The 25,112-nt window shown below is 70.5% G+C and carries 20 protein-coding genes; 14 read left to right on the plus strand and 6 right to left on the minus strand.

Annotated elements, in window-relative coordinates; translation table 11 throughout:
- Window positions 1–28: 28 nt before the first annotated feature.
- Together glnE and N787_RS09540 are read right to left on the minus strand one after the other, a co-directional pair.
- Window positions 29–2,821: a bifunctional [glutamate--ammonia ligase]-adenylyl-L-tyrosine phosphorylase/[glutamate--ammonia-ligase] adenylyltransferase gene (gene glnE, locus N787_RS09535; protein ID WP_034213116.1), complete on the minus strand. Its 2,793-nt coding sequence runs from the start codon at window positions 2,819–2,821 to the stop codon at window positions 29–31.
- 178 nt (window positions 2,822–2,999) lie between these two features.
- Window positions 3,000–4,214 (minus strand): magnesium transporter, encoded by a 1,215-nt coding sequence (locus N787_RS09540; protein ID WP_034213117.1) that lies wholly within the window; start codon window positions 4,212–4,214, stop codon window positions 3,000–3,002.
- A 158-nt stretch (window positions 4,215–4,372) separates the two neighbouring features.
- Between N787_RS09540 and N787_RS09545 the strand changes: the two genes are divergently transcribed.
- Together N787_RS09545 and N787_RS09550 are read left to right on the plus strand one after the other, a co-directional pair.
- Complete coding sequence (locus tag N787_RS09545) at window positions 4,373–5,449, plus strand: efflux RND transporter periplasmic adaptor subunit (protein WP_034213120.1); 1,077 nt, start codon at window positions 4,373–4,375, stop codon at window positions 5,447–5,449.
- Window positions 5,450–5,454: 5 nt separating this feature from the next.
- Window positions 5,455–8,508: an efflux RND transporter permease subunit gene (locus tag N787_RS09550; RefSeq protein ID WP_034213122.1), complete on the plus strand. Its 3,054-nt coding sequence runs from the start codon at window positions 5,455–5,457 to the stop codon at window positions 8,506–8,508.
- A 25-nt stretch (window positions 8,509–8,533) separates the two neighbouring features.
- Here the strand turns inward: N787_RS09550 and N787_RS09555 are convergent, their stop codons facing one another.
- The 4 genes from N787_RS09555 to groES all read right to left on the minus strand — a co-directional run bounded on the left by N787_RS09555 (window position 8,534) and on the right by groES (window position 13,493).
- Window positions 8,534–10,591 (minus strand): phospholipid carrier-dependent glycosyltransferase, encoded by a 2,058-nt coding sequence (locus tag N787_RS09555; protein WP_034213123.1) that lies wholly within the window; start codon window positions 10,589–10,591, stop codon window positions 8,534–8,536.
- A 124-nt stretch (window positions 10,592–10,715) separates the two neighbouring features.
- Window positions 10,716–11,240 (minus strand): hypothetical protein, encoded by a 525-nt coding sequence (locus tag N787_RS09560; RefSeq protein ID WP_034213125.1) that lies wholly within the window; start codon window positions 11,238–11,240, stop codon window positions 10,716–10,718.
- Between the two features lie 241 nt (window positions 11,241–11,481).
- The gene (groL, locus tag N787_RS09565) at window positions 11,482–13,128 is read right to left on the minus strand and encodes a chaperonin GroEL (protein WP_034213127.1); all 1,647 of its coding nucleotides are present in this window, start codon (window positions 13,126–13,128) and stop codon (window positions 11,482–11,484) included.
- A 77-nt stretch (window positions 13,129–13,205) separates the two neighbouring features.
- Entirely contained in the window at window positions 13,206–13,493 is a 288-nt protein-coding gene (gene groES / locus N787_RS09570) for a co-chaperone GroES (RefSeq protein ID WP_034213129.1), read from the minus strand.
- Between the two features lie 627 nt (window positions 13,494–14,120).
- Between groES and N787_RS09575 the strand changes: the two genes are divergently transcribed.
- The 12 genes from N787_RS09575 (at window position 14,121) to fis (ending at window position 25,073) form a co-directional block, all read left to right on the plus strand.
- Window positions 14,121–14,486, plus strand: a complete 366-nt coding sequence (locus tag N787_RS09575) for a helix-turn-helix transcriptional regulator (protein WP_034213132.1) — start codon at window positions 14,121–14,123, stop codon at window positions 14,484–14,486.
- Between the two features lie 107 nt (window positions 14,487–14,593).
- The gene (locus tag N787_RS09580; protein WP_034213135.1) at window positions 14,594–16,726 is read left to right on the plus strand and encodes a protein-disulfide reductase DsbD family protein; all 2,133 of its coding nucleotides are present in this window, start codon (window positions 14,594–14,596) and stop codon (window positions 16,724–16,726) included.
- 1 nt (window position 16,727) lies between these two features.
- Window positions 16,728–17,291 (plus strand): TlpA disulfide reductase family protein, encoded by a 564-nt coding sequence (locus tag N787_RS09585; protein WP_052575342.1) that lies wholly within the window; start codon window positions 16,728–16,730, stop codon window positions 17,289–17,291.
- 95 nt (window positions 17,292–17,386) lie between these two features.
- Window positions 17,387–17,830 carry a type II 3-dehydroquinate dehydratase gene (aroQ, locus tag N787_RS09590; RefSeq protein ID WP_034213137.1) on the plus strand — a complete coding sequence of 148 codons (444 nt, stop codon included), beginning with the start codon at window positions 17,387–17,389 and terminating at the stop codon, window positions 17,828–17,830.
- A 68-nt stretch (window positions 17,831–17,898) separates the two neighbouring features.
- Window positions 17,899–18,372 (plus strand): acetyl-CoA carboxylase biotin carboxyl carrier protein, encoded by a 474-nt coding sequence (gene accB, locus N787_RS09595; protein ID WP_034213139.1) that lies wholly within the window; start codon window positions 17,899–17,901, stop codon window positions 18,370–18,372.
- An 11-nt stretch (window positions 18,373–18,383) separates the two neighbouring features.
- Entirely contained in the window at window positions 18,384–19,751 is a 1,368-nt protein-coding gene (gene accC / locus N787_RS09600; RefSeq protein WP_034213142.1) for an acetyl-CoA carboxylase biotin carboxylase subunit, read from the plus strand.
- Window positions 19,752–19,892: 141 nt separating this feature from the next.
- Complete coding sequence (locus N787_RS09605; RefSeq protein WP_052575343.1) at window positions 19,893–21,533, plus strand: phosphoethanolamine transferase; 1,641 nt, start codon at window positions 19,893–19,895, stop codon at window positions 21,531–21,533.
- An 84-nt stretch (window positions 21,534–21,617) separates the two neighbouring features.
- Window positions 21,618–22,349 carry a hypothetical protein gene (locus tag N787_RS09610; protein WP_034213146.1) on the plus strand — a complete coding sequence of 244 codons (732 nt, stop codon included), beginning with the start codon at window positions 21,618–21,620 and terminating at the stop codon, window positions 22,347–22,349.
- Window positions 22,350–22,414: 65 nt separating this feature from the next.
- Entirely contained in the window at window positions 22,415–23,143 is a 729-nt protein-coding gene (locus N787_RS09615) for a hypothetical protein (RefSeq protein WP_034213148.1), read from the plus strand.
- A 46-nt stretch (window positions 23,144–23,189) separates the two neighbouring features.
- Complete coding sequence (gene prmA / locus N787_RS09620) at window positions 23,190–24,092, plus strand: 50S ribosomal protein L11 methyltransferase (protein WP_034213150.1); 903 nt, start codon at window positions 23,190–23,192, stop codon at window positions 24,090–24,092.
- Window positions 24,093–24,143: 51 nt separating this feature from the next.
- Window positions 24,144–24,665: a DUF3426 domain-containing protein gene (locus N787_RS09625; RefSeq protein WP_156968974.1), complete on the plus strand. Its 522-nt coding sequence runs from the start codon at window positions 24,144–24,146 to the stop codon at window positions 24,663–24,665.
- A 129-nt stretch (window positions 24,666–24,794) separates the two neighbouring features.
- A complete protein-coding gene (fis, locus tag N787_RS09630) occupies window positions 24,795–25,073 on the plus strand; it encodes a DNA-binding transcriptional regulator Fis (RefSeq protein ID WP_034213153.1) in 279 nt (92 codons plus the stop codon).
- Window positions 25,074–25,112 lie beyond the last annotated feature (39 nt).

Consider the following 25,112-nt stretch of genomic DNA (forward strand, 5'->3'; position numbering starts at 1 on the left):
TTATCCGCGTTAATCCGCGTCAAAAAAACTAAAAAACCAGCCCCAGTTCGCGACAGGCCAACGTCACCGCGGCGCGCGCGGCGTGGAGGGCGTCGTCGGGGGCGACGAGGCGGGGGCGGAGGTCGAGGGTGCAGTCCAGGCCCATGTCGAGCATCAGGGCGTGGGCGGACAGCAGGGGTTCGAGGTGCTCCGGAGGGAGCGCGCCGGCCTCGGCCAGGGCGCGCAGCAGGGTCGGCGTGTCGCGCGGTTCGCACAGCGCCGGATGCGCGTGCGCGGACTGCAGCACCCGCGCCTGCACCAGGAACTCCAGGTCGACCAGGCCGCCCTCGCCCTGCTTGAGGTCGAAGCGCAGCGCGTTGCTTCGGTCGAGCTCGGCGCGCATGCGGCGGCGCATCGCCACCACGTCCTCGCGGATCGCCTCGGATTCGCGCGGCTCGAGCAGGGTATCGCGCCGGATCCGCTCGAAGGCCGCGCCGACGGACGCCGCCCCGGTGATCGCGCGCGCACGCACCAGCGCCTGGCGCTCCCAGGTCCAGGCGCGCTGGCGCTGGTAGTCGGCGAAGCTGTCGAGCCCCGAGACCAGCATGCCCTTGGCCCCATCCGGCCGCAGCCGCACGTCGACTTCGTACAGCTTGCCCGCGGCGGTAACGGTGCCGAGCAGGCTTACTAGGCGCTGCGCGAGCCGGGCGAAATAGCGGCCTGCGTCCAGCGGCCGCGCGCCGTCGGAGCTGGCGTCGGCGGCGGCGTCGTGCAGGAACACCAGGTCGAGGTCGGAGCTGAAGCCCAGCTCCTGCCCGCCCAGGCTGCCGTAGCCCAGCACGGCCAGACCCGCGCCCGGCACGCGGCCGTGCGCGGCGATGATGTCGGTCTCGGCCAGGTGCAGGGTCTCATCGAGCAGTTCCGCGGCCAGCGCGGCCAGGCGGCGCGCCGCGTCCTGCGGCGGCAGGCGTAGCCCCAGCGTCGCCAGCGCGAGCCGGAAGCCGATCGCCTGGCGTAGTTCGTTGAGCGCGGTCAGCGCCGCCTCGGTATCGCCCGGCGGGAAGGCGGCGCGCGCCGAGGACACCAGCGCATGGATCTGCGCTTCGTCCGGCACCGGGCCGGCGGCGCGGGAGTCCAGCAGTTCGTCGAGCAGCAGCGGGTGCGCGGCCAGGCGTTCGGACAGCAGCGCGCTGCGCGCGGTGACGTCGGCCAGGCGCGCCAGTGCCGCCGGCTGCTCTTCGAGCAGGGCGAGGTAGCTGGTGCGGCGCGTGATCGACTGCAGCAGCGCCAGCCCGCGCGGCAGCGAAGCGTCCGGCGCTTCGCTGCGGGCGGCGGCGCCGAGCAGGGCCGGCATCACGTTGTCCAGGCGCTGGCGGCCACGCCCCGAGAGCGCGCGCACCGCCGGCGTGCGGGCGAAATCGCGCAGCGCGGCGTCCTGCGCTTCCGGGTCCACGAAGCCGGCCTCGGCCAGCGCATCGGCCGAGCCGCCGTCCGGCAGCGCGCGCCAGTACTGCACGAGTGCACCGGCTGGCGCCCGGCGGCGGCCGCGCGCCTCGAGCAACCCGGCGAACTCCTCGGCCACGACGCCGCGGTGGCCATCGAGCGCCTCCAGCATCGCCGCCTCGTCGCGGTAGCCGAGCGCGAGCGCGATGCGCCGGCGCGACAGCGGGTCCTCGGGCAGGGCGTGCACCTGCTGGTCGCCCAGCATCTGCACGCGGTTCTCGAGCCGCCGAAGGCCGCGGTAAGCGGCGGCGAGCCGCTCGGCGGTGGCTGGCTTCACGTGGCCGGCCTGCGCCATCGCTGCCAGCGCCGGCAGCAGCGAGCGTCCGCGCAGCGCCGGCTCGCGCCCGGCGCGGATCAGCTGCAGCGCCTGCACCAGGAACTCCACTTCGCGGATGCCGCCGGGGCCGAGCTTGAGGTCCTCGGCCAGCTCGCGCCGCTGTACTTCAGCGCTGATCAGCGCCTTCATCTCGCGCAGGCCGTCGAGTGCGCTGTAGTCGAGATAGCGGCGATACACGAAGGGCCGCAGCGTCGCCAGCAGCCGCTCGCCCGCGGCGAGGTCGCCGGCCACCGGCCGCGCCTTGATCCAGGCGTAGCGCTCCCAGTCGCGGCCCTCGCGCTGGTAGTACTGCTCCATCGCGCCGAAGCTCAGCGCCAGCCGGCCGCTGGCGCCGAAGGGACGCAGGCGCAGGTCGACGCGGTGGCAGAAGCCTTCGGCGGTGACGTCGCCCAGCAGCTGGGCGAGCCGCTGGCCCAGGCGCGTGAACCAGGCCTCGGCGTCGAGCGCGCGGGCGCCGTCGCTCTCGCCGTGTTCGGGGAAGGCGTAGACCAGGTCCACGTCGGAGCTGAAGTTGAGCTCGCCGCCACCGAGCTTGCCCAAACCGAACACCACCAGCGACTGCGCCTCGCCGGCGGCGTTGCGCACCACGCCATGGCGCTCGGCCAGCGACGCCGACAGCGCCGCGACCCCGCGCTGCAGGGCGAGGTCGGCGATGCGGCTGCTGCCGGCCAGCGTGGCGTCGACATCGTCGAGGCCGTGCAGGTCGCGCCAGACCAGGCGCGTGGACTCGGCCGTGCGCCAGCGCCGCAACTGCCCGCCCCAGTCGGCATCGGCGCCGGGCGCGAGCTCCGGCGGCGGCGCCATCGGCGCATCCAGCGACATCGCCAGCGCGGGTTGGCGGCAAATCGTATCCACCGCGAAGTCGCTGCAAAGCGCGAGCCGCGCCAGCCGCTCGCGCAGCGCCGGATCCGCCATGGCGTCGGGCGCGCGCTCGGCGAGGCGCGCCATCGCGCGCTCGAGGTGCGCAGCGAGCTCGGCGTCGAGGTCTTGCGTGAAAGTCATGCCGCGATTCTGTCACGCCACCCTTGTGGGAGGGACTCGCGGGAAAAAAGAAAAGCCCGCAGCGCTAGGCAGCTGCGGGCTTTTCGGCTCCCTCCCCCACGTCGGAAGCGCTTGCATCGTGGCGCTGTGACCCGGGGCTTGCACGTTGCAGTGCAGCAAAACTTGCTGCACCCCGGCGTCAGAGCACCAGCCAGGTCACCAGGCCAAGGAAACTGCCCATGCTGACGACATCGGTCATCGTGGTCAGGAAGATGCTGGACGCCGTCGCCGGGTCGGCGCCAAGCCGCTTGAGTACCAGCGGGATCATCGAGCCGGACAGGCCGGCCACCATGCAGCTGAGCGCCATCGCGGCCAGCGTGATCATGCCCAGCAGCAGCGCATCGCTGCCGCCATCCCGCGCCACCACCCAGTACATGGCCGCGCCCGCCAGCGCGCCCGTGACCGCGCCGTTGAGCAGCCCCAGCGTGCCTTCCTTGATCACCAGCTTGGCCACGCCCATGCCGCGCAGTTCGCCCAGGGTCATGCCGCGCAGCATCACGGCCAGCGCCTGGCAGCCCAGGTTGCCGCTCTGCCCGCCCAGCACCGGAAGGAACATCGCCAGCACCACCACGCGGTTGATCGTGTCCTCGAAGTAGCCCACCACGCCCGCGGCGACGAACACCGTCAGCAGGTTCACCAGCAGCCAGGGATTGCGGAAGCGGAACGCGCGCCACAGCGGCGTCGCCAGCCGCTCTTCCTTCTCGACGCCGACCATGGCGCCAGCCTGGGCCGAGATCTCGAAGGCCTGCTGCTCGAACAGCACCTGGCCGCGCACCTGGCCCACCAGCCGGCCATCGTCCTCGCACACCGGATAGACCGGGTAGTGGCGCGTCACCACCTCGCGCATCGCGTCCACCAGCGTGGTCGTCGGGCGCAGGCAGAAGGGCGAGCGGATCATCACCTCGTCGAGGCTGCGCGCGCGGTCGGCGTAAAGCAGCTCGCGGAACGCGACGACGCCGAGCAGGCGCTGCTGCGCATCCACCACCCACAGGTAGGTGACCATGCGGGTCTTCACCACCTCGCGCAGCGCCTCGATGGCCTCGGCCACGGGCGTGCCGGTGCGGAACACGGCAGGCGGGTCCTCCAGCAGCCGGCCCACGGTGCCCTCGGCGTAGCGCTGGCCATCGCCCCAGTCGGTGCCGGCCGGCGCCGCCGCCATGACGCTGGCGCGGCGGGCGTTGTCCATGTCGGCCAGCAGGCTGTTGGCGCGCGCGGGCGGCATGCGCGCCAGCAGGTCGGCTACCTCGGCGGGCGCCGCGTGCTCAAGGCGCTTGAGCGCCGTGTCGTTGTCCAGCGCGGCCAGGCGCTTGGCGCGGGCGGGCGCGTCGGATTCGGCGGACAGGGGGGTGGTCATGCGGACTCCAAGTAAGGCCCCGGTAGGAACGTCAACAGGCTACCCAAAAGGACAGCGCGCGGGGCGGCTTAAGCGCGGGCAAACGCCAGGTCTTCCCGCACGTGCGATCGCCGCGGGCTCTGCGACAATGCCTGTCTTCGTCATCGCCGGCCTGCCCCATGACCCGATCGCGCCTTCCGGCCCTGCTGCTGGCCTCGACCCTGCTGCTGGGCGCCTGCGCCGAAAACGCCCCGGCGCCCGAGGCCACGCCCAGCCTCACCGTCAGCGTCGCCACGCCGACCCAGCAATCGCTGCCCCAGCGCGTCACCGCCTCGGGCTCGATCGCCGCCTGGGAGCCGATGGCGCTGGGGGTCGAGCTGTCCGGCCAGCGCGTGGCCGAGGTGCTGGTGGAAGTCGGCGACGTGGTCACGAAGGACCAGCCGCTGCTCCGCCTCGACGACCGCAGCCTGCGGATGGAGCTGCGCCAGGCCGAGGCCGCGATGGCCCAGGCCGAGGCCGGCCTCGCCGTCGCCAGCGCCAACGCCGAACGCGGCCGGCAGCTCAAGCGCGAGCAGCTGATCGCCGACAGCGAGGCCGACCAGCTGATTTCGGGCGAACTCACCGCCCAGGCCCAGCGCCAGACCGCCGCGGCCCAGCGCGACAACGCCCGGCTGCGCCTCGGCTTCGCCACCCTGCGCGCGCCCGCCGGCGGCGTGGTGTCCCGACGCATGGTGCAGCCCGGCCAGGTGGTCGCGGCCGGCACCGAGTTGCTGACCCTGATCCGCGATGGCCGCCTGGAGTGGCGCGCCGAACTGCCCGAACGCGACCTGATCCGGGTTACGCCGGGCGTCGCCGTCGAGCTGCGCGGGCCCGACGGCGCGGCCGTGGCCGGCACGGTCCGCGCGGTGTCGCCGGCGCTGGACGCGCAGAGCCGCACCGGCGTGGTCTACGCCGACCTGCCGGCGCCGGGCGCGCTGCGCGCCGGCATGTACGCGCCCGGCGACCTGGTGCTGGGCGACCTGCCGGCGCGCACCGTGCCCGACCAGGCCATCGTCGAGCGCGACGGCTACCGCTACGTGTTCGTGCTGGGCGAAGGCGACGTGGTGTCGCAGCGCCGCGTCGAGCTGGGCGTGCGCCACGGCGGCGTCGTGCAGGTGCGCGAAGGCCTGCAGGGCGATGAACAGGTCGTGGTCGAAGGCGCCGGCTTCCTGGCCGACGGCGACCGCGTGCGCGTGGTCCCGGCCACGGAAGGCTGAGCCGGATGAACTTCTCCGCCTGGTCCATCAACCGGCCCTTGCCGGCCATCCTGCTGTTCATCCTGCTCACGCTGGTGGGCCTGTTTGGCTTCCGGCAGCTGGCGGTGTCGCGCTTCCCCGATGTGTCCTACCCCGGCGTCACCGTCACCGTGGCGCTGCCGGGCGCGACGCCCAGCCAGCTCGAGACCGAAGTGACCCGCAAGGTCGAGGACTCCGTGGCCAGCCTGCCGGGCATCAACAAGCTCCTCAGCACCGTCACCGAGGGCGCCTCCACCACCTTCGTCGAATTCCGCATCGGCAAGCCGCTGGACGAAGCGCTGGACGAGGTGCGCGACGCCGTCACCCGCATCCGCGGCGACCTTCCCGGCGACATCGAGGAGCCGGTGGTCGCCAAGATCGAGATCGTCGGCGGCACGCTGGTGACCTACGCCGTCTCGTCCGACACGCTGGGCGAGGACGAGCTGAGCTGGTTCGTCGACAACGAAGTCACCAAGAAGCTGTTCTCGGTGCGGGGCGTGGGCACCGTCGTTCGCAGCGGCGGCATCACCCGCGAAGTGCAGGTGGACCTGAAGCCGGGCGTGCTGGCGGCCTATGGCCTCACCGCCGGCGACGTCTCGGCGCAGCTGGCGCGCTCGCAGCTCGAGCGCTCCGGCGGCCGCGCCACCCAGGGCAGCAGCGAGCAGGCGATCCGCGCGGTGGGCACGGTGGACAGCGCGCAGACCCTGGAACAGTTCCCGATCGTGCTGCCCGACGGCAGCCAGCTGCCGCTCTCCGCGCTGGCCACGATCACCGACGGCCACGCCGAGCGCCGCCAGCTGGCGATGATCGACGGCGAGCCGGTGGTGAGCTTCGGCATCAGCCGCACCCGCGGCTCGAGCGAAATCGCCGTGGGCGAAGGCATCGAGGAAGCCATCGCCGAGCTCAAGGCGGCGCACCCGCGGGTGGAGTTCAAGCTCGTCAGCACCGCCATCGACGAGATCCGCGCGTCCTTCAGTTCTTCCATGGCCATGCTGTGGGAAGGCGCGGCGCTGGCCGTGCTGGTGGTGTGGTGGTTCCTGCGCGACTGGCGGGCGACGTGGATCTCGGCGCTGGCGCTGCCGCTGTCGATCATCCCGACCTTCGGCGTGATCTGGCTGCTGGGCTTCAGCCTGAACATGATCACGCTGCTGGCGCTGGCCGTGGTGGTGGGCATCCTGGTGGACGACGCCATCGTCGAGGTCGAGAACATCGACCGCCACCTGGCGATGGGCAAGTCGCCCAAGGTCGCCGCCACCGAGGCCGCCGACGAGATCGGCCTGGCCGTGATCGCGACCTCGGCGACGCTGGCGGCGGTGTTCATCCCGGTCGCCTTCATGCCCGGCATCGCCGGCAAGTTCTTCCTCGAGTTCGGCTGGACCGCGGCCACCGCGGTGATCTTCTCGCTGATGGTGGCACGCCTGCTGACGCCGATGATGGCGGCCTACCAGCTCAAGGCCAAGCCGCACGTCGAGAAGGAATCGGCGCTGATGACGCGCTACCTGCGGCTGGTGGAGTGGGCGCTGGCCAACCGCTTCACCACGCTGGCGCTGGCGCTGGCGATGTTCATCGGCTCGCTGGCGCTGGTGCCGCTGATCCCGGCCACCTTCATCCCCGGCTCCGACCTGGGCCGCAGCAACCTGAGCCTGGAGCTGCCGCCCGGCGCGCGCCTGGACCAGACCGCGGCGATGAGCGAGCGCGCCCGCGCCCTGATCAGCGACCTGCCCGAGCTGCGCCAGGCCTACGCCACCGTCGGCGGCGTGCTCGACCTGGGCGACCCGGCGGTCAACGGCATCAGCGAAGTGCGCAAGGTGACGATGGTGCTCGACTGGGGCCCCGAGGGCGAACGCGAGCGCACGCAGAAGGAGCTCGAGCGCGAAGTGCGCAAGCGCCTGGAGCAGCTGCCTGGCGTGCGCCAGCGCTTCATCAGCAGCGAGCCCGGCGAACAGCTGATGCTGGTGCTCAGCGGCGACGACCCGGTGCGCCTGTACCAGGCCGCCGGCGCCTTCGAGCGCGACCTGCGCACCTTGCCTGGCCTGGGCACGGTCAGCTCCACCGCCTCGCTGCTGCGCCCCGAGCTGGTGATCGTGCCCGACGCGCGCCGCGCCGCCGACCTCGGCGTGTCCACCGTGGACATCGCCGAGGCCTCACGCATCGCCACCAGCGGCGACTTCCGCCAGCGCCTGGCCAAACTCAACCTGCCCGACCGCCAGGTGCCGATCCGCGTGCGCCTGGCCGAAGAGAACCTGTCGGACGAAGCGCTGCTGTCGCTGCTGCGCGTGCCCAGCGCCAAGGGCGGCACGGTGCCGCTGTCGGCCGTGGCCGATATCCGCACCGGCACCGGCCCTTCGCAGGTGAACCGTTTCGGCCGCCAGCGCAACATCACCTTCACCGCCGAACTCAATGGCCGCCCGCTGGGCGAGGTGATGGCGGAAGTCGAGAAGCTACCGTCGCTGCAGCGGCTGCCGCCCGGCGTGCAGGTGCAGAACACGGGCGACTCGGAGATCTTCGTCGAGCTGTTCGTCGGCTTCGCGCTGGCGATGGCGGCGGGCCTGTTCTGCGTGTACGCGGTGCTGTTGCTGCTGTTCAACCACGCCAGCCACCCGCTGATCATCCTGATGGCGGTGCCGCTGTCGGCCGGCGGTGCGTTCGGGCTGATGCTGCTCACCGGCACCCTGCTGTCGCTGCCGGCGCTGATCGGCCTGCTGATGCTGATCGGCATCGCCACCAAGAACTCGATCCTGCTGGTGGATTACGCCGTCATCGCCGAGGACGAGAAAGGCATGGACATGCACGACGCGCTGGTGGACGCCTGCCGCAAGCGCGCGCGCCCGGTGATCATGACCACGATCGCCATGACCGCCGGCATGCTGCCGATCGCGCTGGGCCTGGGCGCCGATGCCTCCTTCCGCCAGCCGATGGCGGTGGCGGTGATCGGCGGCCTGATCACCTCGACGCTGCTGAGCCTGGTGGTGATCCCAGCGGCGTTCGCGGCGATGGAGGACTTCACCCGGCGCTTCACCCGCAAGAAAGCCGCGGCCTGAGGCAGGCCCCGGCCGCGCGCCGGGGTCATTCCATCCAGGGATTGCGCAGCGGCGGCACCGTCGCCGGGTCGACGCCATCGACGAGGCGCGCCACCTGCGCTTCGAGCTGGGCGCGCATCAGCGGCTCGACCGGCGCCTTGTCCTGCAGGATCGGAGTGGCATACGCCGCGCGGGCGCCGGCGACGTCGCCCAGCCGCAACCGCGCGTTGCCCAGCTCGACCGCCATGCCCAGATGGAAGGGCATCACGTCCAGCGCCTCCTGCAGCCGCGCCGCCACCACTTCATCGCGGCCGCCGCCATGCTTGTACAGGTGCTCGGCCACCGCCTGGTAAACGTCGGCAGCCCGCCCCATCGGATCCTCGCGGCGCCCCTTGTAGACGATCACGTAGCCGAAGCGCGCCACCGGCTCGAGGCCGCGCAGCGTCACTTCCGGGTCCCAGCCCCACTCGGGCCAGGGCAAGGTCATGCTGGCGCGATAGAGGAAATAGCCCTCGTACACGCCCGCGACATTGGTGTCGTCGATGTCCTGCACCTTCCGGCGGTATTGCGTCGGCACCGCCAGCGCCTGCTCCTCCATGAACCAATAGTCGGAGTAGAGCGCCGCCCCTTCCGGCGCGATCACCGCGTCGTGGTAGGCCTTGATCTCGGGCCAGCGCTGGCCGAGGTCCAGGCCTTCGTTCCCGAACTTGCGGAAGGCATCCTCGCTGCCGCCCGCCAGTTCGTTGTGGTACTCCCACAGGCGCGGCTCGGAGACGGTCATGGCCAGCGCCAGCGCCAGCGGCGCCAGCGCCGCGACCCGGCGCACGCGTCCCAGCTCGCGCCAGCCCCAGGCCACCAGCGCACCGGCCGGCAGGGCCAGCAGCACCACGATCGGCAGCGCGTGGCGCACGCCGCCGTAGGTGCCCTGCCCCGACGCCAGCGCCAGCAGGTGCACGACCCCCACGCCGAATGCCGCGGCCAGCAGCCAGCGACCAGCCGCCGGCAGCGTCCGCCAGGGCAGCACCAGCAGCCCGAGCAGCGCCATCGCCGCCAGCGCCAGCGGCAGCTTCGACGCGAGCACGCCGGGCCAGGTGAACCACGGCGGCCGACCCTTGTGGCTGACGCCCCAGATGAAGTGCGAGGACTGGCCGCGGCCCTCGATGCCGGCGCGCACCGTGTCGGACAAGCCCCAGAGGTAGGCGCGCGGCAGCAGCCTGGCCTCGTCGGCGACGCCGACGGCAAGCCGCCAGTGCGGGAGGTTGAGGTCGGTGATCTTGTCGGCCATCGGCCGGTTGAAGCCATCGCTGCCGTCGGGACCGGCGTGGAAATGGAAGCCGTACATCGCCCACAGCACCGCCCAGCCCAGCACGCCCGCCGCCATCAGCCGGCCGGTGCGGCGGATGACCTCGCGCAGGCCCCCGTGCCGCCAGCCCGCCAGCGCGCCGAAGGCCAGCACGAGCCCGAGGCCGGCCAATCCGGCCAGGGCGGAGTGCTTGCTGCCCAGCACCAGCCCAAGCGCGAGCCCGGTGGCGGCGACCCAGCGCCAGCGCCATTCGGCCAGCAGCAGGCCCGCCGCCGCCACGGCCACCGCCAGCGTGAGCGCCAGCGGCAGGTCGGTCATCGCCACCGGCAGGTGCGCCGCGACCGTGGGTTCGATCGCCAGGAACCCCAATGCGCCCGCCGCCCAGGCCAGCCCAAGCGCTCGCCAAAGCAGCAGCCCGAGGGCAAGCAGCAGCGCGCCGTGGAAGATCCACAGCGACACGCGCGTGGCCTGCTGCGCCGCATCCGAATCGTTCTTGAGGAACATCACGTCCTCGACCCACTCGCGCTCCTGCGACTTCTCCACCAGCGGCGCGAACGGCGGCAGCACGAACCCGCGCGACTGCGCCGCACCCGCCACCAGCTTCACCAGCGGCGGATGCTCGGGATTGAGCCGGTAATCGCCGGTGCGCACGTAGGACACGCCGGCGACGACGTGCCAGGGCTCGTCCACCGTGAAGCCGTCCAGGCGCGTGCCCCAGTGCGAGCGCAGCACGGCCAGCAGCACCAGCAGCGCCAGCACCGCCACGCCCAGGACACGGTGCGAATCGAGGGATCGGGTCATGCGTCGGACTCCCGGAGGCCAGCCATCCAGGGAATCAACGGCGCCGGGCGGCGACTGCGGCCTTGCCCGACCCAAAAAGGAAGGCCCCGCCGGAGCGGGGCCTTCGGTCACGCGGTGGCGTGGCTCAGCGGGAGCAGGGCTGGCCTTCGCCCGGCACGCAGACGTTTCGCAGGGTGTCGTTGGCACCGTCGCGGGCGCCGCGGGCCTTCTCTTCGCGCTGGGCGACGGTCAGGCACTCGGTGGTGGGCATGCGCGAACCGAGGCGGATTTCCTTCTTGCAGACCATCCGGCCTTTGTCATCGCTGCGGATCATGGCGACGATGGTTTCCTGGGCGTTGTAGAGCTCGATGCGCTCTTCGGGCGGCAGCTCCATCGCGTTCTCGTGGCCCTCGAGCAGGCGGGCGATCTTGTTGCGGGCGCTCTCGGCCTGGACCATCGAGCCCTTCTTGATCGCGCCGTAGGTGCCGTCGCGGGCCATGGCGAGGCTCTCGTCGATCTCGTCGATGAAGGCCTCGGCGTCGGTGATCAGGGCGGCCTCGGCATCGGCGCGCTGGGCCAGCGTGGCGGTCTCGGATTCCTCGGCGATGCGCGCCTGCGCGGCCAGGGGCAGGGCCAGCAGGCAGGACAGGAACAGGGTGCGGAGCTTCATGGCGGTATCTCCTGGAAACGGGGCGGGAAATGGCCGATGCCAGGCCCCTGGACGTTCGAGCATACCGTGGATGATTCGTGAAGCAAGTGCCGCCGGTACCCGGCTGAGTCGGGCGCTGGCGGCGCACCAATGGCAAACCAGTTCTTATGGCCTGGCCGTTGGCGCGCTGCGTCAGTACGCATAAGCACGAAGCCCGGCACAGGGCCGGGCTTCGTGGGTGAAACCATTAGCGCGGAGTGGCTTAGAAGTCCATGCCGCCCATGCCGCCCATGCCACCACCGCCCATGCCGCCGGCGGCCGGCTCGTCCTTCTTCGGGGCCTCGGCCACCATCGCTTCGGTGGTGATCATCAGGCCCGCGATGGACGCGGCGTTCTGCAGCGCGGTGCGGGTGACCTTGGTCGGGTCCAGGATGCCGAACTCGATCATGTCGCCGTACTCGCCGTTGGCGGCGTTGTAGCCGTAGGCAGCCTTGCCCTCGACGACCTTGTTGAGGATGACCGACGGCTCTTCACCGGCGTTGGTCACGATCTCGCGCAGCGGGGCCTCCATGGCGCGCAGGGCGATCACGATGCCGTGGTTCTGGTCTTCGTTGGCGCCCTTGAGGCCGGTGATGGCCGCCTTGGCGCGGATCAGCGCGACGCCGCCGCCCGGGACGATGCCTTCTTCAACGGCAGCGCGGGTGGCGTGCAGGGCGTCTTCGACGCGGGCCTTCTTTTCCTTCATCTCGATCTCGGTCGAGGCACCGACCTTGATCACGGCCACGCCGCCGGCGAGCTTGGCGACGCGCTCCTGCAGCTTCTCGCGGTCGTAGTCCGACGAGGTCTCTTCGATCTGGGCCTTGATCTGCTTGATGCGGGCCTGGATGCCGTCGGCGGCGCCGGCGCCGTCGATGATCGTGGTGTTCTCCTTCGAGACCTGCACCTTCTTGGCGCGGCCGAGGTCCTTGATGGTCGCCTTCTCGAGCTGCAGGCCGACTTCCTCGGAGATCACGGTGCCGCCGGTCAGGATGGCCATATCTTCCAGCATCGCCTTGCGGCGGTCACCGAAGCCCGGGGCCTTCACGGCGCAGACCTTGACGATGCCGCGGATGGTGTTGACCACCAGCGTGGCCAGGGCCTCGCCTTCCACTTCCTCGGCCACGATCAGCAGCGGCTTGCCGGCCTTGGCGACGCCTTCCAGCACCGGCAGCAGCTCGCGCACGTTGGCGATCTTCTTGTCGTAGAGCAGGATGAACGGGTCTTCCAGCTCGGCCGACATCGACTGCTGGTTGTTGATGAAGTACGGCGACAGGTAGCCGCGGTCGAACTGCATGCCCTCGACGACGTCGAGCTCGTTCTCGAGGCCCGAACCTTCCTCGACGGTGATCACGCCTTCCTTGCCGACCTTGTCCATGGCCTTGGCGATCAGCTCGCCGATGTTGGCGTCGGAGTTGGCCGAGATCGAGCCGACCTGGGCGATTTCCTTCGAGGTCGAGCACGGCTTGGAGAGCTTCTTGAGCTCGCCCACGGCCTCGATCACGGCCTTGTCGATGCCGCGCTTGAGGTCCATCGGGTTCATGCCGGCCGCGACGGCCTTCATGCCTTCGCGGATCAGGGCCTGGGCCAGCACGGTGGCGGTGGTGGTGCCGTCGCCGGCGATGTCGGAGGTCTTGGAGGCGACTTCCTTCACCATCTGCGCGCCCATGTTCTCGAACTTGTCGGCCAGCTCGATCTCCTTGGCGACGGACACGCCGTCCTTGGTGATCGTGGGGGCGCCGAAGCTCTTGTCGAGCACGACGTTGCGGCCCTTCGGGCCGAGCGTGGCCTTGACGGCGTTGGCGAGGATGTTGACGCCCTTCACCATGCGGGCGCGGGCGTCTTCACCGAAACGGATTTCCTTGGCAGCCATTTTCTAAACTCCAGAATTCTTGTGGGGTTGTTGCGATGCCGGTCGCGCAGGCGCGGGCCGGCGGGGTGTCGAATGCCTCAGCCCAGGATGGCGAGGATGTCGTCTTCCTTGACCACCAGGATTTCCTGGCCGTCGACCTTGACTTCGGTGCCGGCGTACTTGCCGAACAGCACCTTGTCGCCGACCTTCACGGTCGGGGCGCGGGTCGAACCGTTGTCCAGGGCCTTGCCGGCGCCAACGGCCAGCACTTCGCCCTTGATCGGCTTCTCGGTGGCCGAGTCCGGAATGACGATGCCGCCGGCGGACATCTTTTCTTCTTCCATACGCTTGATGACCACGCGGTCGTAGAGCGGCTTGATGTTCATGGGTTTCCTCGTTATTCCTGTGATTTCAACGACATGGGCCTGGTGTGTTAGCACTCGGCCCCGGTGAGTGCCAATGATACGCGCATGCCCACCCGACGGGGTAGGCAGCGACCCGCCCTTTGTGGGGCGGCGGCGCGGGGCTTTCAAGGGCAGGGCTTTTCAGCGCGGGCTCGGGGTCCGGCGGCGACCTGGGCGGCGACCTGGGCGGCGGGCTGGCCGGGCTCCCGGCGGCGGCCCCGCGGATTCGGCGCCCCGCTGCTCAGCAGGGCTCACCGGCCCGGGTGCGCCCGACACCGGCTCCGGGTCGCGTGCAGGTTGATTTGTGACCGGCTTCTCACTTTACAATCACGCCAGGGACGGGGTCCCGGTATTGGGCGTAAATGTCGGTAAGCCGCCGACAACTTCCGCCCCGGAAGACCCCGGTGACCGGTTGCCACGACGGCGGCGAAAGCCAATGCGAAGGTCCGGCAGGCGATGCCGAGAGGCGCCGCCACCCGCAGGACGACGGATGCCACCAGGTCCTCAGGGGAGGCCGACAGTGGCTGTGAACCGCGCCTGCCCATCACGCCCAGGCCCCACGCAGAGGGGGCCGGGCGCAGCAAGACGCTTCATTTCCGGGGAAACACCATGAGCTTGCTCTTCAACCGCATCAGGCAGGCGCGCCGAGGCGCCGAGTTATCGCAGTCGGAATTGGCCAACATCGTCGGGGTGGCCCGCAGTGCCGTGGCCCAGTGGGAGCGCCGCGACGGCGCCAAACCCACCACCGAGAACATGGCCAAGATCGCCATGGCCACCACCGTCAGCTTCGAGTGGCTGGCCACCGGCCGGGGCGGCCGCTGGCTGGGCGGCGACGCCGAGACGCCGGCCATGATGCTCAACTTCTACGCCCAGTGCGGCCTGGAAGAGCGCCTGCTGCTGGCCTTCCGCACCCTGCGCAGCCCCGAGCAGCAGCCGCTGGTCGACTTCGTCGAGGCCATGACCGACCGGGCCTGAGCCGGGCGCCGGGGCGGGGTTCTCGCCCCGGCGACGAACTTCCGGGGATACTTGCGGTCGTACAGGCCGGCCCGCCGCGGGCCGCCCCTCCCGAGCGAGACCCCCGCATGACCCGTTGGCTGTTGGCCGCCCTGGCCGCGCTGCTCCTCGCCCCCACCGCCCAGGCGGTGGACGAGGCCGACCTCCTGCCGATCGACCAAGCCTTCGCGCTCAGCGCGCGCGCCACCGAGCGCGGCCGCATCGAATTCCACTGGGAAATCGCGCCCGGCTACTACTTGTATCGACACCGCACCGGCGTCGAGCTGGTCGAGGGCGGCTTCAAGTCGAACCCGCTCGAGCTGCCCGACGGCGAGGCCTACACCGACGAGTTCTTCGGCGACGTCGAGACCTATCGCAATCAGTTGACCGCCGTGCTCACCGGCGCCACGGCCGACGACGCCACCGCGCTGCGCTTCAAGGTGAAGTACCAGGGCTGCGCCGACGTGGGCGTGTGCTACCCGCCGCACACCAAGACCGTGACCGTGGCGCTGCCGGCCGGTGCGGGCGGCGACCCGCTCGCCGCGCTCGGCGGCGCGCGCGGACCCGACCTGTTCGGCGACACCGACCCCGCGCGCGCGGCCGGCGGCCTGCCGCTGCCCGAGGAACAGGCCTTCCGCTTCGAAGCCATCGCCGGCGGCCCGGACAAGCTGCTGCTGCGCTTCGACCCGGCGCCCGGCTATTACCTTTACCGCGACCGCAGCACGGTGGAAGTCGAGGGCGACGGCGTCACCGCGGGCGCGATCAACTGGCCGCCGGCGCAGTCGCATCGCGACGAGCACTTCGGCGACGTGATGGTCTACTTCGATCCGGTGGACGCCACGCTGCCGCTGCAGCGCACGAATACCGCCGCCACGGTGCTGACCGTGCGCACCACCTTCCAGGGCTGCCAGACCGACGGCATCTGCTACCCGCCGATGACGCGCACCGCGACCGTGACGCTGCCGGCCGGCGCCGGCGCCGCCGCGCCCGCGGACGCCCCGCGCGAAACCCCGCCCGCCCGTGCGCCGACCGCGCTGTGGCTGGCGCTGCTGCTGGCGCTGGGCGGCGGCGTGATCCTCAACCTCATGCCCTGCGTGCTGCCCGTGCTCTCGCTCAAGGCGCTGTCGCTGGCGCAGGGCGGCGGGCAGGCGAAGCGGCAGGCGCTCTGGTACACCGCCGGCGTGCTGGCCAGCTTCGCGGCGGTCGGTGCGATCGCGCTGGCGCTGCGGCAGGCGGGCCTGGCGCTGGGCTGGGGCTTCCAGCTGCAGCAGCCGGGCGTGATCGCGGCGCTGGCGCTGGTGATGATCGCGATTGGCCTGTCGCTGTCGGGCGTGGTGAGCTTCGGCGCTTCGCTCGCGGGCACCGGCCAGTCGCTGGCGCAGAAGTCCGGCCCGGCCGGCGATTTCTTCACCGGCGTGCTGGCCGTGGTGGTGGCCAGCCCGTGCACGGCACCGTTCATGGGCACCGCGCTGGCGTTCGCGTTCGCGGCCTCGCCCGCGGTCGCGATCCTCGTCTTCCTGGCGCTGGGCCTGGGCCTGGCCCTGCCCTTCCTGCTGATCGGCTTCGTGCCGGCGCTGGCCTCGCGCCTCCCGAAGCCGGGCGCGTGGATGGACACGCTCAAGCAGGTGCTCGCCTTCCCGATGTACCTCACCGCGGTGTGGCTGCTGTGGGTGCTGGCCAAGCAGCGCGGCGCCGACGCCATCGGCCTGGTGCTGGCGGGCGCGGTCGTGCTCGGCCTCGGCCTGTGGTGGTGGGAGAAGGCGCGCTGGGGCCGCCTGCTGCCGCGCGTGCTCGCCGCCCTCGTGGTGCTGGCCGCGCTGTGGCCGGTGCTCGTGGTGCAGCGCATGCCGGTGCCCGAGCGCGCGGTCGCAGCCGAAGAAGGCGTGGTCGCGTTCTCGCAGGACAAGCTCGACCAACTGCGCCGCGACGGCCGCGTGGTGTTCGTGAACATGACCGCCGACTGGTGCGTCACCTGCAAGGCGAACGAACGCACGGTGCTGGCGCGCGAGGGTTTCCGCACCGCGCTCGACGCCGCCGGCGCCGTCTACATGAAGGGCGACTGGACCGACGTGGACCCTGCCATCACCGCCTTCCTCGAATCGCACGGCGCCGTGGGCGTGCCGCTGTACGTGGTCTACCCGCGCAACGGCGAACCGCGCGTGCTGCCGACCGTGCTGACCCAGGACCTGGTGGCCGGGGCCCTGGCCGAGGCTGCGAACTGACATGAAGCGCGACGCGATCCTCACCTGGTCGGCCATCGCCGTCCTGGGCCTCGTCAGCGCCGGCCTCGGCTGGTGGCTGGGCCAGCGCGTGATGCTGCCGCCGGAGCAGCCGCCGCCGGCCGGCCTGGTGGTGGTCGAACCGGGCCAGGCCCTGCCGCCGATGGCCCTGCCCTACCTCGCCGCCGGCGGCGAGCGCCGCCTGGACGGCCCCGGCCGCCCGCGCCTGATCAACTACTGGGCCAGCTGGTGCGGCCCCTGCCGCAAGGAAATGCCGATCCTGGACGCCTTCGCCGCCGAACAGGGCGGCAACGGCATCCAGGTGATCGGCGTCGCGCTCGACACCGCCGACGAGGCCCGGGCCTTCCTGCGCGAAGTCCCCGTGGCCTTCGAGACCCTGCTCGAGACCCCCGGCCCCGGCGACAGCTCGGTGGCGCTGGGCAACCGCCGCAACATCCTGCCCTTCACCGCCCTGGTGGACGGCGAGGGGCGGCTGGTGAAAACCCGCTACGGCGAGTTCCCCAGCCTCGAAGCGCTGAACGAGTGGGTCCGCAGCCCCGCGGAATAAATTCAAACGCCCGTTAAAATCGGGGAAGTCGCGGCGATCTTCTGGACAGCCGCCCGGCCTTGCCCCCAGACTGTGCCTCCCCCGGGGAGGCTGGCGTGGCAAAGATCCTGGTACTGCATGGTCCCAACCTGAACCTGCTCGGTGAACGCGAGCCGGGCATCTATGGCCACGCCACGCTCGACCAGATCAACGCCGGGCTCCAGGCCCGGGCCGCCGCCGCCGGCCACGAACTCTCCGACTTCCAGTCCAATGCCGAGCACGAGCTCGTGGACCGCGTGCAGGCCGCCCGCCGCGACGGCACCGCCTTCATCCTGATCAACCCGGCCGCCTTCACCCACACCTCGGTCGCCCTGCGCGACGCACTGGCCGCGGTGGCCCTGCCCTTCATCGAAGTGCACCTGTCGAACCCGCACGCGCGCGAGCCGTTCCGGGCCCACAGCTATTTCTCGAGCCTGGCGCTGGGCGTGGTCTGCGGCTTCGGTGCCGACAGCTACGGCTATGCCCTGGAGGCGGCGCTCAAGCGCCTCTCGACGCCCTAGACCCCGGCGGCCCCGCCGGGGCCGCCCGCAAGAAACCCACCCACTACCAACGACGAGACGAGGCCTTCATGGACCTTCGCAAGATCAAGAAACTCATCGACCTGCTCGAGGAATCCAACCTTTCCGAGATCGAGATCAAGGAAGGCGAGGAATCGGTGCGCCTGGCGCGCCACGCCACCGGCACCTACGTCGCCGCCGCGCCCGCGCCGGTGGCCGCCCACGCCGAGGCCCCGCGCCCGGCGCCGGCCGCCCCCGCCGCCACGATCTCGGCCGAGGCCGTGGGCAAGTCCACCAAGGACATCCCCGAGGGCCACACCGTGCGTTCGCCGATGGTCGGCACCTATTACGAGTCGCCGAGCCCGGACAAGCCGCCGTTCGTGAAGGTCGGCCAGACCGTCAAGCAGGGCGAGACGCTGGGCATCATCGAGGCCATGAAGATGTTCAACCCGATCGAGGCCGAGGTGTCCGGCACCGTGACGGCCGTGCTGGTCAAGAACGGCCAGCCGATCGAATTCGACGAGCCCATGTTCGTCATCAGCTGAAGGCGCCTCCCATGCTCGACAAGATCGTCATCGCCAACCGCGGCGAGATCGCGCTGCGCATCCTGCGCGCCTGCCATGCGCTCGGCATCAAGACCGTGGCCGTGCACTCCACCGTGGACCGCAACCTCAAGCACGTGGCCATGGCCGACGAGTCGGTCTGCATCGGCCCGGCGCCGTCGTCGGAGAGCTACCTCAACATCCCGGCGATCATCGCCGCGGCCGAGGTCACCGACGCCCAGGGCATCCACCCGGGCTACGGTTTCCTGAGCGAGAACGCCGACTTCGCCGAGCGCGTGGAGAAGTCCGGCTTCGTCTTCATCGGCCCGACCGCGAACGTGATCCGCATGATGGGCGACAAGGTCGAGGCCATCCGCGCCATGAAAGAAGCCGGCGTGCCCTGCGTGCCCGGCTCCGGCGGACCGCTGCCCGACGACCCGGCCGAGTGCATCAGCCACGGCCGCGAGATCGGCTACCCGGTGATCATCAAGGCCGCCGGCGGCGGCGGTGGCCGCGGCATGCGCGTGGTGCACACCGAAGGCGCGCTGATGACCGCGATCGCCGCGACCAAGCAGGAAGCCAAGGCCGCGTTCGGAAACGACATGGTCTACATGGAGAAGTTCCTGGAGAACCCGCGCCACGTGGAGATCCAGGTGCTGTCGGACGGCCAGGGCAACGCCATCCATCTCGGCGAGCGCGACTGCTCGATGCAGCGCCGCCACCAGAAGGTGGTCGAGGAAGCGCCGGCCCCGGGCATCACCGACGAGCAGCGCGCCGAGATCGGCCGCATCTGCACCGAGGCCTGCGTGCGCATCGGCTACCGCGGCGCCGGCACCTTCGAATTCCTGTACGAAAACGGCCGCTTCTACTTCATCGAGATGAACACCCGCATCCAGGTGGAGCACCCGGTGACCGAGATGATCACCGGCATCGACCTGGTGCGCGAGCAGCTGCTGATCGCCAGCGGCCAGAAGCTGAGCATCAAGCAAAGCGACATCAAGATCACCGGCCACGCCATCGAGTGCCGCATCAACGCCGAGGATCCGGAGAGCTTCCTGCCCAGCCCCGGCCTGATCCGCCACTTCCACGCGCCGGGCGGCCCGGGCGTGCGGGTGGATTCGCACATCTACGAGGGCTACAAGGTCCCGCCGAACTACGACTCGATGATCGGCAAGCTGATCGTGCACGGCGCCACCCGCGCCCAGGCCATCGCCCGCATGCGCGTGGCGCTGAGCGAGATGGTGGTGGACGGCATCAAGACGAACGTGCCTCTTCAACAGCGGATCCTGGCGGATGTCGGCTTCCAGCAGGGCGGCACCAACATCCATTACCTGGAAAAGCGGCTGGCGGAGCGCAAGGAAAAGGCGATCGGGCTGGGATGAGTCCGGCGCTTCGCGCCTGAACGCCGGCGAAACCACGCCGGCGGACGAACGAATTCTTGACACGGCCCACGCGCCGTTCGAAGACGATGCCGCCTCGATGACCGGGGGAGGGCCGCGGTCGGGAACGGGCGCGAGGCTTCCTTGTCGGATTCCACGGTTTCCACTGCGCCACGCGGCATCGGTGCCAATTCACTGACGGCGCTAGCCGCCGCGCTGCTGGCCCTGGCCTACAGCGCCAGCTTCTGGCGGCAATTGCTCGCCGCCGACCTGCCGGGTGGACTGCGCGGCGCGCTGTTCCTGCTGGCGGCGTTCGCGGTGGTGTTCGCGTTCAACGGCCTGCTGCTGTCGTTCGTGGCCTGGCGCGGGCTGCAGAAGCCGGCGCTGGCGCTGGTGCTGCTGCTCTCGGCCGGCGCGGCCTACTTCATGGATGGCTACGGCGCGGTGATCGACCGGCACGCGCTGCAAAGCGTGCTCGAGACCGACCTGCGCGAAGGCAGCGAGTGGCTGTCGTGGTCGATGGCCGGCTACCTGCTCGTGCTCGGCGTGCTGCCGGTCCTGGCCTTGTGGAAGCTGCCGGTGCGCTATCGCCCGTGGCCGCGCGAGCTGGCGGGCCGCGCCGGCTTCATGATCGCGATGCTGGCGGTGATGGGCTTGGCGGTGCTGCCGTTCTCGCGCGAGTTCTCGTCCACCGCGCGCAACCACGCGCAGCTTCGCCACCTGGCCACGCCGGCCAATCTGTTCAACGCCGTGCGCGGCTACGCCAAGCACGCCGCGCCCGGTGCGCCGGTGGTGGTGGAACCGCTGGGTACCGACGCCCACGGCGGCAGCCGCTACGGCGTGCGCAAACCGGTGCTGATGGTGATCGTGGTGGGCGAATCGGCCCGCGCCGACAGCTTCAGCCTGGCCGGCTACCCGCGCCAGACCAACCCCGAGCTGGCGAAGATCGCGCCGGTGTTCTTCCCGAACGTGAGTTCCTGCGGCACCAACACCGCGACCTCGCTGCCCTGCATGTTCTCCGACCTTGGCCGCGCGCGGTACGAGGAAGCGGCGGCGCGCGGCCGCGAGAACCTGCTCGACGTGATCGCCCACGCCGGCCTGCAGGTGGAGTGGGAGGACAACAACACCGGCAGCAAGGGCGTGGCCGCGCGCCAGCGCGAGGAGTCGATGGCGAAGCTGGCGGCCGCCGCGCCCTGCGACGCCGACGGCTGCCTGGACGAGCGACTGGTCGAACACCTGCGCGACGAGCTGGCGGCGCCGGGCACGGAAGACAAGGTGTTCGTGCTGCACCAGATCGGCAGCCACGGCCCGGCCTACTTCAAGCGCTACCCGAAGCAGTTCGAGCGCTTCACGCCCACCTGCCAAAGCGTCGCGCTGCAGGACTGCACCACCGAGCAGATCCGCAACAGCTACGACAACACCATCCTCTACACCGACCACGTGCTGGCGGCGCTGATCCGCCTGCTCGAACACGAGGCCGGCGACCGTGCCCCGGCGCTGCTGTACCTGTCCGACCACGGCGAATCCACCGGCGAACACGGCCTCTACCTGCATGGCGCGCCCTACGCGCTGGCGCCCGGCGAACAGACCCACGTGCCGATGCTGCTCTGGACCTCGCCCGCCTTCCAGCGCTGGCGCGGCCTCGACAGCGGCTGCGTGCAGGCCCGCCGAAGCGACCCGCTCAGCCACGACCATCTCTTCCACACCGTGCTGGGCCTGCTCGACCTGCAGACCACGGTTTACGAACCAAAGCTCGACGCCCTGGCCGGCTGCGCACCGGCCTGAGGGCGCATTTGCGACAACTTCTGATGGCGAAACCCGCAACGGGCCGGTACGGTTGAAGCCCCCGCCGGCACTGGATCGCTCGCCTTGAGGCACGCACGCCCGCTTGCCCTTTCTGCTCTTGCCATCGCCCTGCTTCCGGGCTGCGACATCCTCGAAAAGATCCCGCGGACGCCGGAGGATTTCGCCCGGGCGGCGAGTCCATTCGGCGCCGCCACGCGCGAGCTGCTGGAGGATTCGCCCGAGGGCAAGGTCTACCGCATCATGATCGAGTCCAAGCGCACTGCATCCTGGGCGCAGGCGGACTTCGCGATGTGGCAGGATCTGCGCAGCTCCTGTCCCGACGGGGCACAGCACGAGAATCTGTCCACGGAGCCCGCCACGGACGGTGCCCATGAGAGTAGCCAGCAAGAGCATCCGGCCGGCACCCACTTCATCCGAACCTTCCGATGTGCGCCAAAGCCTGCCTATCAGTTTGAGTTCGAATCCCGCCTGCCCCATGAGCAAGCGGTCGAGCAGATGACACGGCGGCTGCGGGAGGCCGCGCCCGACTCGAAGGGCGGGCGGGTCGTGGTGCCGATCCTGGATTCATCGACAGACACCAAGTTCGATCAGATCGAAGGTTTTCTGGGTGGGCTGGTCCACAGCATGCTGAACAAGTGCCCCACAGGCGTGGTCGTCAGCCATCCTGTGATCGGGTTGTTCCCGCCGTCCGACGAAGCATCCGATCTCAGTCAGCCACTCGGCTACTTTGCCTACATCGTCGAATGCACCGGCAACGCACCCGCCACTGCGGCGGCCCCGATCCCGGGCAAGTGACTGCCACGCTGGCATCGCCCGGTTGCCGGCGATAAGGTACCGGGAACCCTCCCCGGAGCCTGACCTTGCGGAACGCGAGCCGAATTTTCCTTGCCATCGCCGTCGCCTTGTCGCTCTCCGGCTGCGACATCGCCCAGGACATCCCGCTCACGCCCGAAGAGGCGCGGAAGGTGGCCAGTCCGTTCGGCATGGCAACGCGCGAGCTGGTTGAGGATTCGACCGAGGGCAAGGTCTACCGCGTCATGGTGGAATCCCGACGGCCAGCCAGCTGGGGGGATGCGACCGGGGCGATGTGGGAGGCGGAGCGCCGCGTTTGTCCCGACGGCGAGCGCTATCAGTACCTCACCGAGGAGCCTGCCAAAGGGCAGACCGAGGAGGATGTGACGAGAGAACACCCCGCGGGCACCCTTTTCGTGCGCACACTGCGCTGCGCACCGAAACCACCCTACGAGTTCGAGTTCGAGCGCCCACTATCGGCGAATGAAGCTTATGGCCGCATGGTCCGTCGATTGGTCGACGCGGCGCCCGACACGACAGGCGAAAAGGTGGTTCAACCGATAGTTCCGTCCGAGGTCCTGCCCAAGTACCGGGCGATAGAACAGTCATACGGCACGTCCGTCCACCAGCACCTGCCCCAATGCGCCTCGGGCGTACAGGTCAGGCATCCACAAATCGGCATGTACCCGCCCGACAGCGTGCCCGCGGGCCCAAACCACATCGCGGGCTACGTCGCCTTCATCATTGAATGCATCGACCCCACAGAAACCGCGGCAGCGGCCACTCCGGACGCCTGAGCCCCGGCAGTGCGACAATGGCGGCCCCGCCGACCGCCGCCCCGCCATGCCCTTCCTCGAACTCTCCCTGCGCGTCCGCGCCGAAGACGAACACCGCGCCGAGAATGCGCTGATGGACCTGGGCGCGCTGTCGGTGACGCTGATGGACGCCGACGCCGCCACGCCGAACGAGAAGGCCGTGCTTGAGCCCGGCGTGGGCGAGACGCCGCTGTGGCCGGAGATCACGCTGCTGGCGCTGTTCCCGGGCGACACCGTGGCCGAGCTGGTGCTGCACGCGCTCGAATCCTTCGACGATGCGATCGACCTGTCCCAGGCCGACTTCCGCGAAGTGGCCGACCAGGACTGGGAGCGCGCGTGGATGGACCAGTACGTGCCGCTGAGCTTCGGCACGCGCACCTGGATCGTGCCCTGGAACATGGACCCGCCGCCGGAAGCGCGCGACGGCGTGATCGTGCGCCTCGACCCGGGCCTGGCTTTCGGCTCGGGCACGCACCCGACCACGTCGCTGTGCCTGCAGTGGCTCGATTCGCTGGTGCTGCGCGACAAGGTGGTGCTCGATTTCGGCTGCGGTTCCGGCATCCTCGCGCTGGCCGCGCTAAAGCTGGGCGCCAAGGCCGCGGTCGGCGTGGACAACGACCCGCAGGCCCTGGCCGCCACCGCCGACAACGCCGAGCGCAACGGCGTCGGCGACCTGCTCACCGTGTATTCGCCCGAAGACGAACCGGCCGCCACGTATCCCGTGGTCGTCGCCAACATCCTCGCCTCCGCGCTCGATGCCCTGGCCGAAACCCTCGCCTCGCGCGTCGCGCCCGGCGGCGTGATCGCGCTGTCCGGCATCCTGCACGGGCAGGAAGGCGCGCTGTTGGAACGCTATGCCCCGTGGTTCGAGGCACTCGAGGCCGTGCAGGAAGGCGACTGGATGCGAATCACCGGTACCCGCAGGGGTTAGCGGCGGGCGAACGCCTGCATTCCGCCCGGCCAAGCCCGCTATCATTCCCGCATGCCTCCCCGCGCCCCCCGCTTCGCCACCGCCGACGACACCGCGCCCACCGTCCGCCGCCTGCCCTGGGGCTGGGCCGGGCTGGTCGTCGCGCTGGGCGTGCTGCTGTTGCTGCAGCTGGTGCTGGCCGACCGCGCGCGCCTGGCCGGCGACGCCAACTGGCGGCCACGGCTCGAGCTCGCCTGCGGCGTGCTCGGCTGCGACCTGCCGCCCTGGCATGCGCCCGACGATTTCCGCGTCACCACCCGCGAAGTGCAGCCGCACCCGACGGTGCCCGGCGTGCTGCTGATCACCGCCAGCTTCCGCAACGACGCCCGCTGGGCGCAGGCCTGGCCGGTGCTGGAGATCGCGCTGCAGGACCTCGATGGCCAGGCCCTGGGCCTGCGCCGGTTCCAGCCGGTGGAGTACCTGGGTAGCCCGCCGGCCTCGCCGCTGATCGCGCCGGGCCAGTCGGCCAGCGCTACCCTCGAGATCCTGGACCCGGGCAAGCGCGCCGTCGCCTTCACGTTCGACTTTCACTGAATCGCCCGCCCGGACCCTGTCCTGAAGTACGGGTCGCACCGCGTTTTGGATTGACGTAGACTCCCTTCCCCCGTCGCCCACCGGCGGACCGCAAGGAAGCGGACGATTCCCCCACGGAGCTGCCTTCCAGTGAATGCCTTGCCGGCCTCGCGCGCCGACTCCAACGCCGCCACCCCCAGCCACACCCCGCTGCGTGACCATGTCGCGCGCTCGGTGCGCCGCTACCTGCACGACATCAACGGCTGCGAGATCGACGATCTCTACGAAGTCGTGCTGCGCGAAATCGAAGCCCCGCTGTTCGCCGAAGTCCTGCGCCACTGCGACGGCAACCAGAGCCGCGCCGCCGCCATGCTCGGCCTCAATCGCGCCACCCTCCGCAAGAAACTCAAGGCCTACGGCCTGGCCTGAAAAGCGTTTTTGGCCACGGATGAACACTGATAAACACGG

This window comes from Arenimonas metalli CF5-1 (assembly GCF_000747155.1).
In the GTDB taxonomy this organism is placed as follows: Bacteria; Pseudomonadota; Gammaproteobacteria; order Xanthomonadales; family Xanthomonadaceae; genus Arenimonas; species Arenimonas metalli.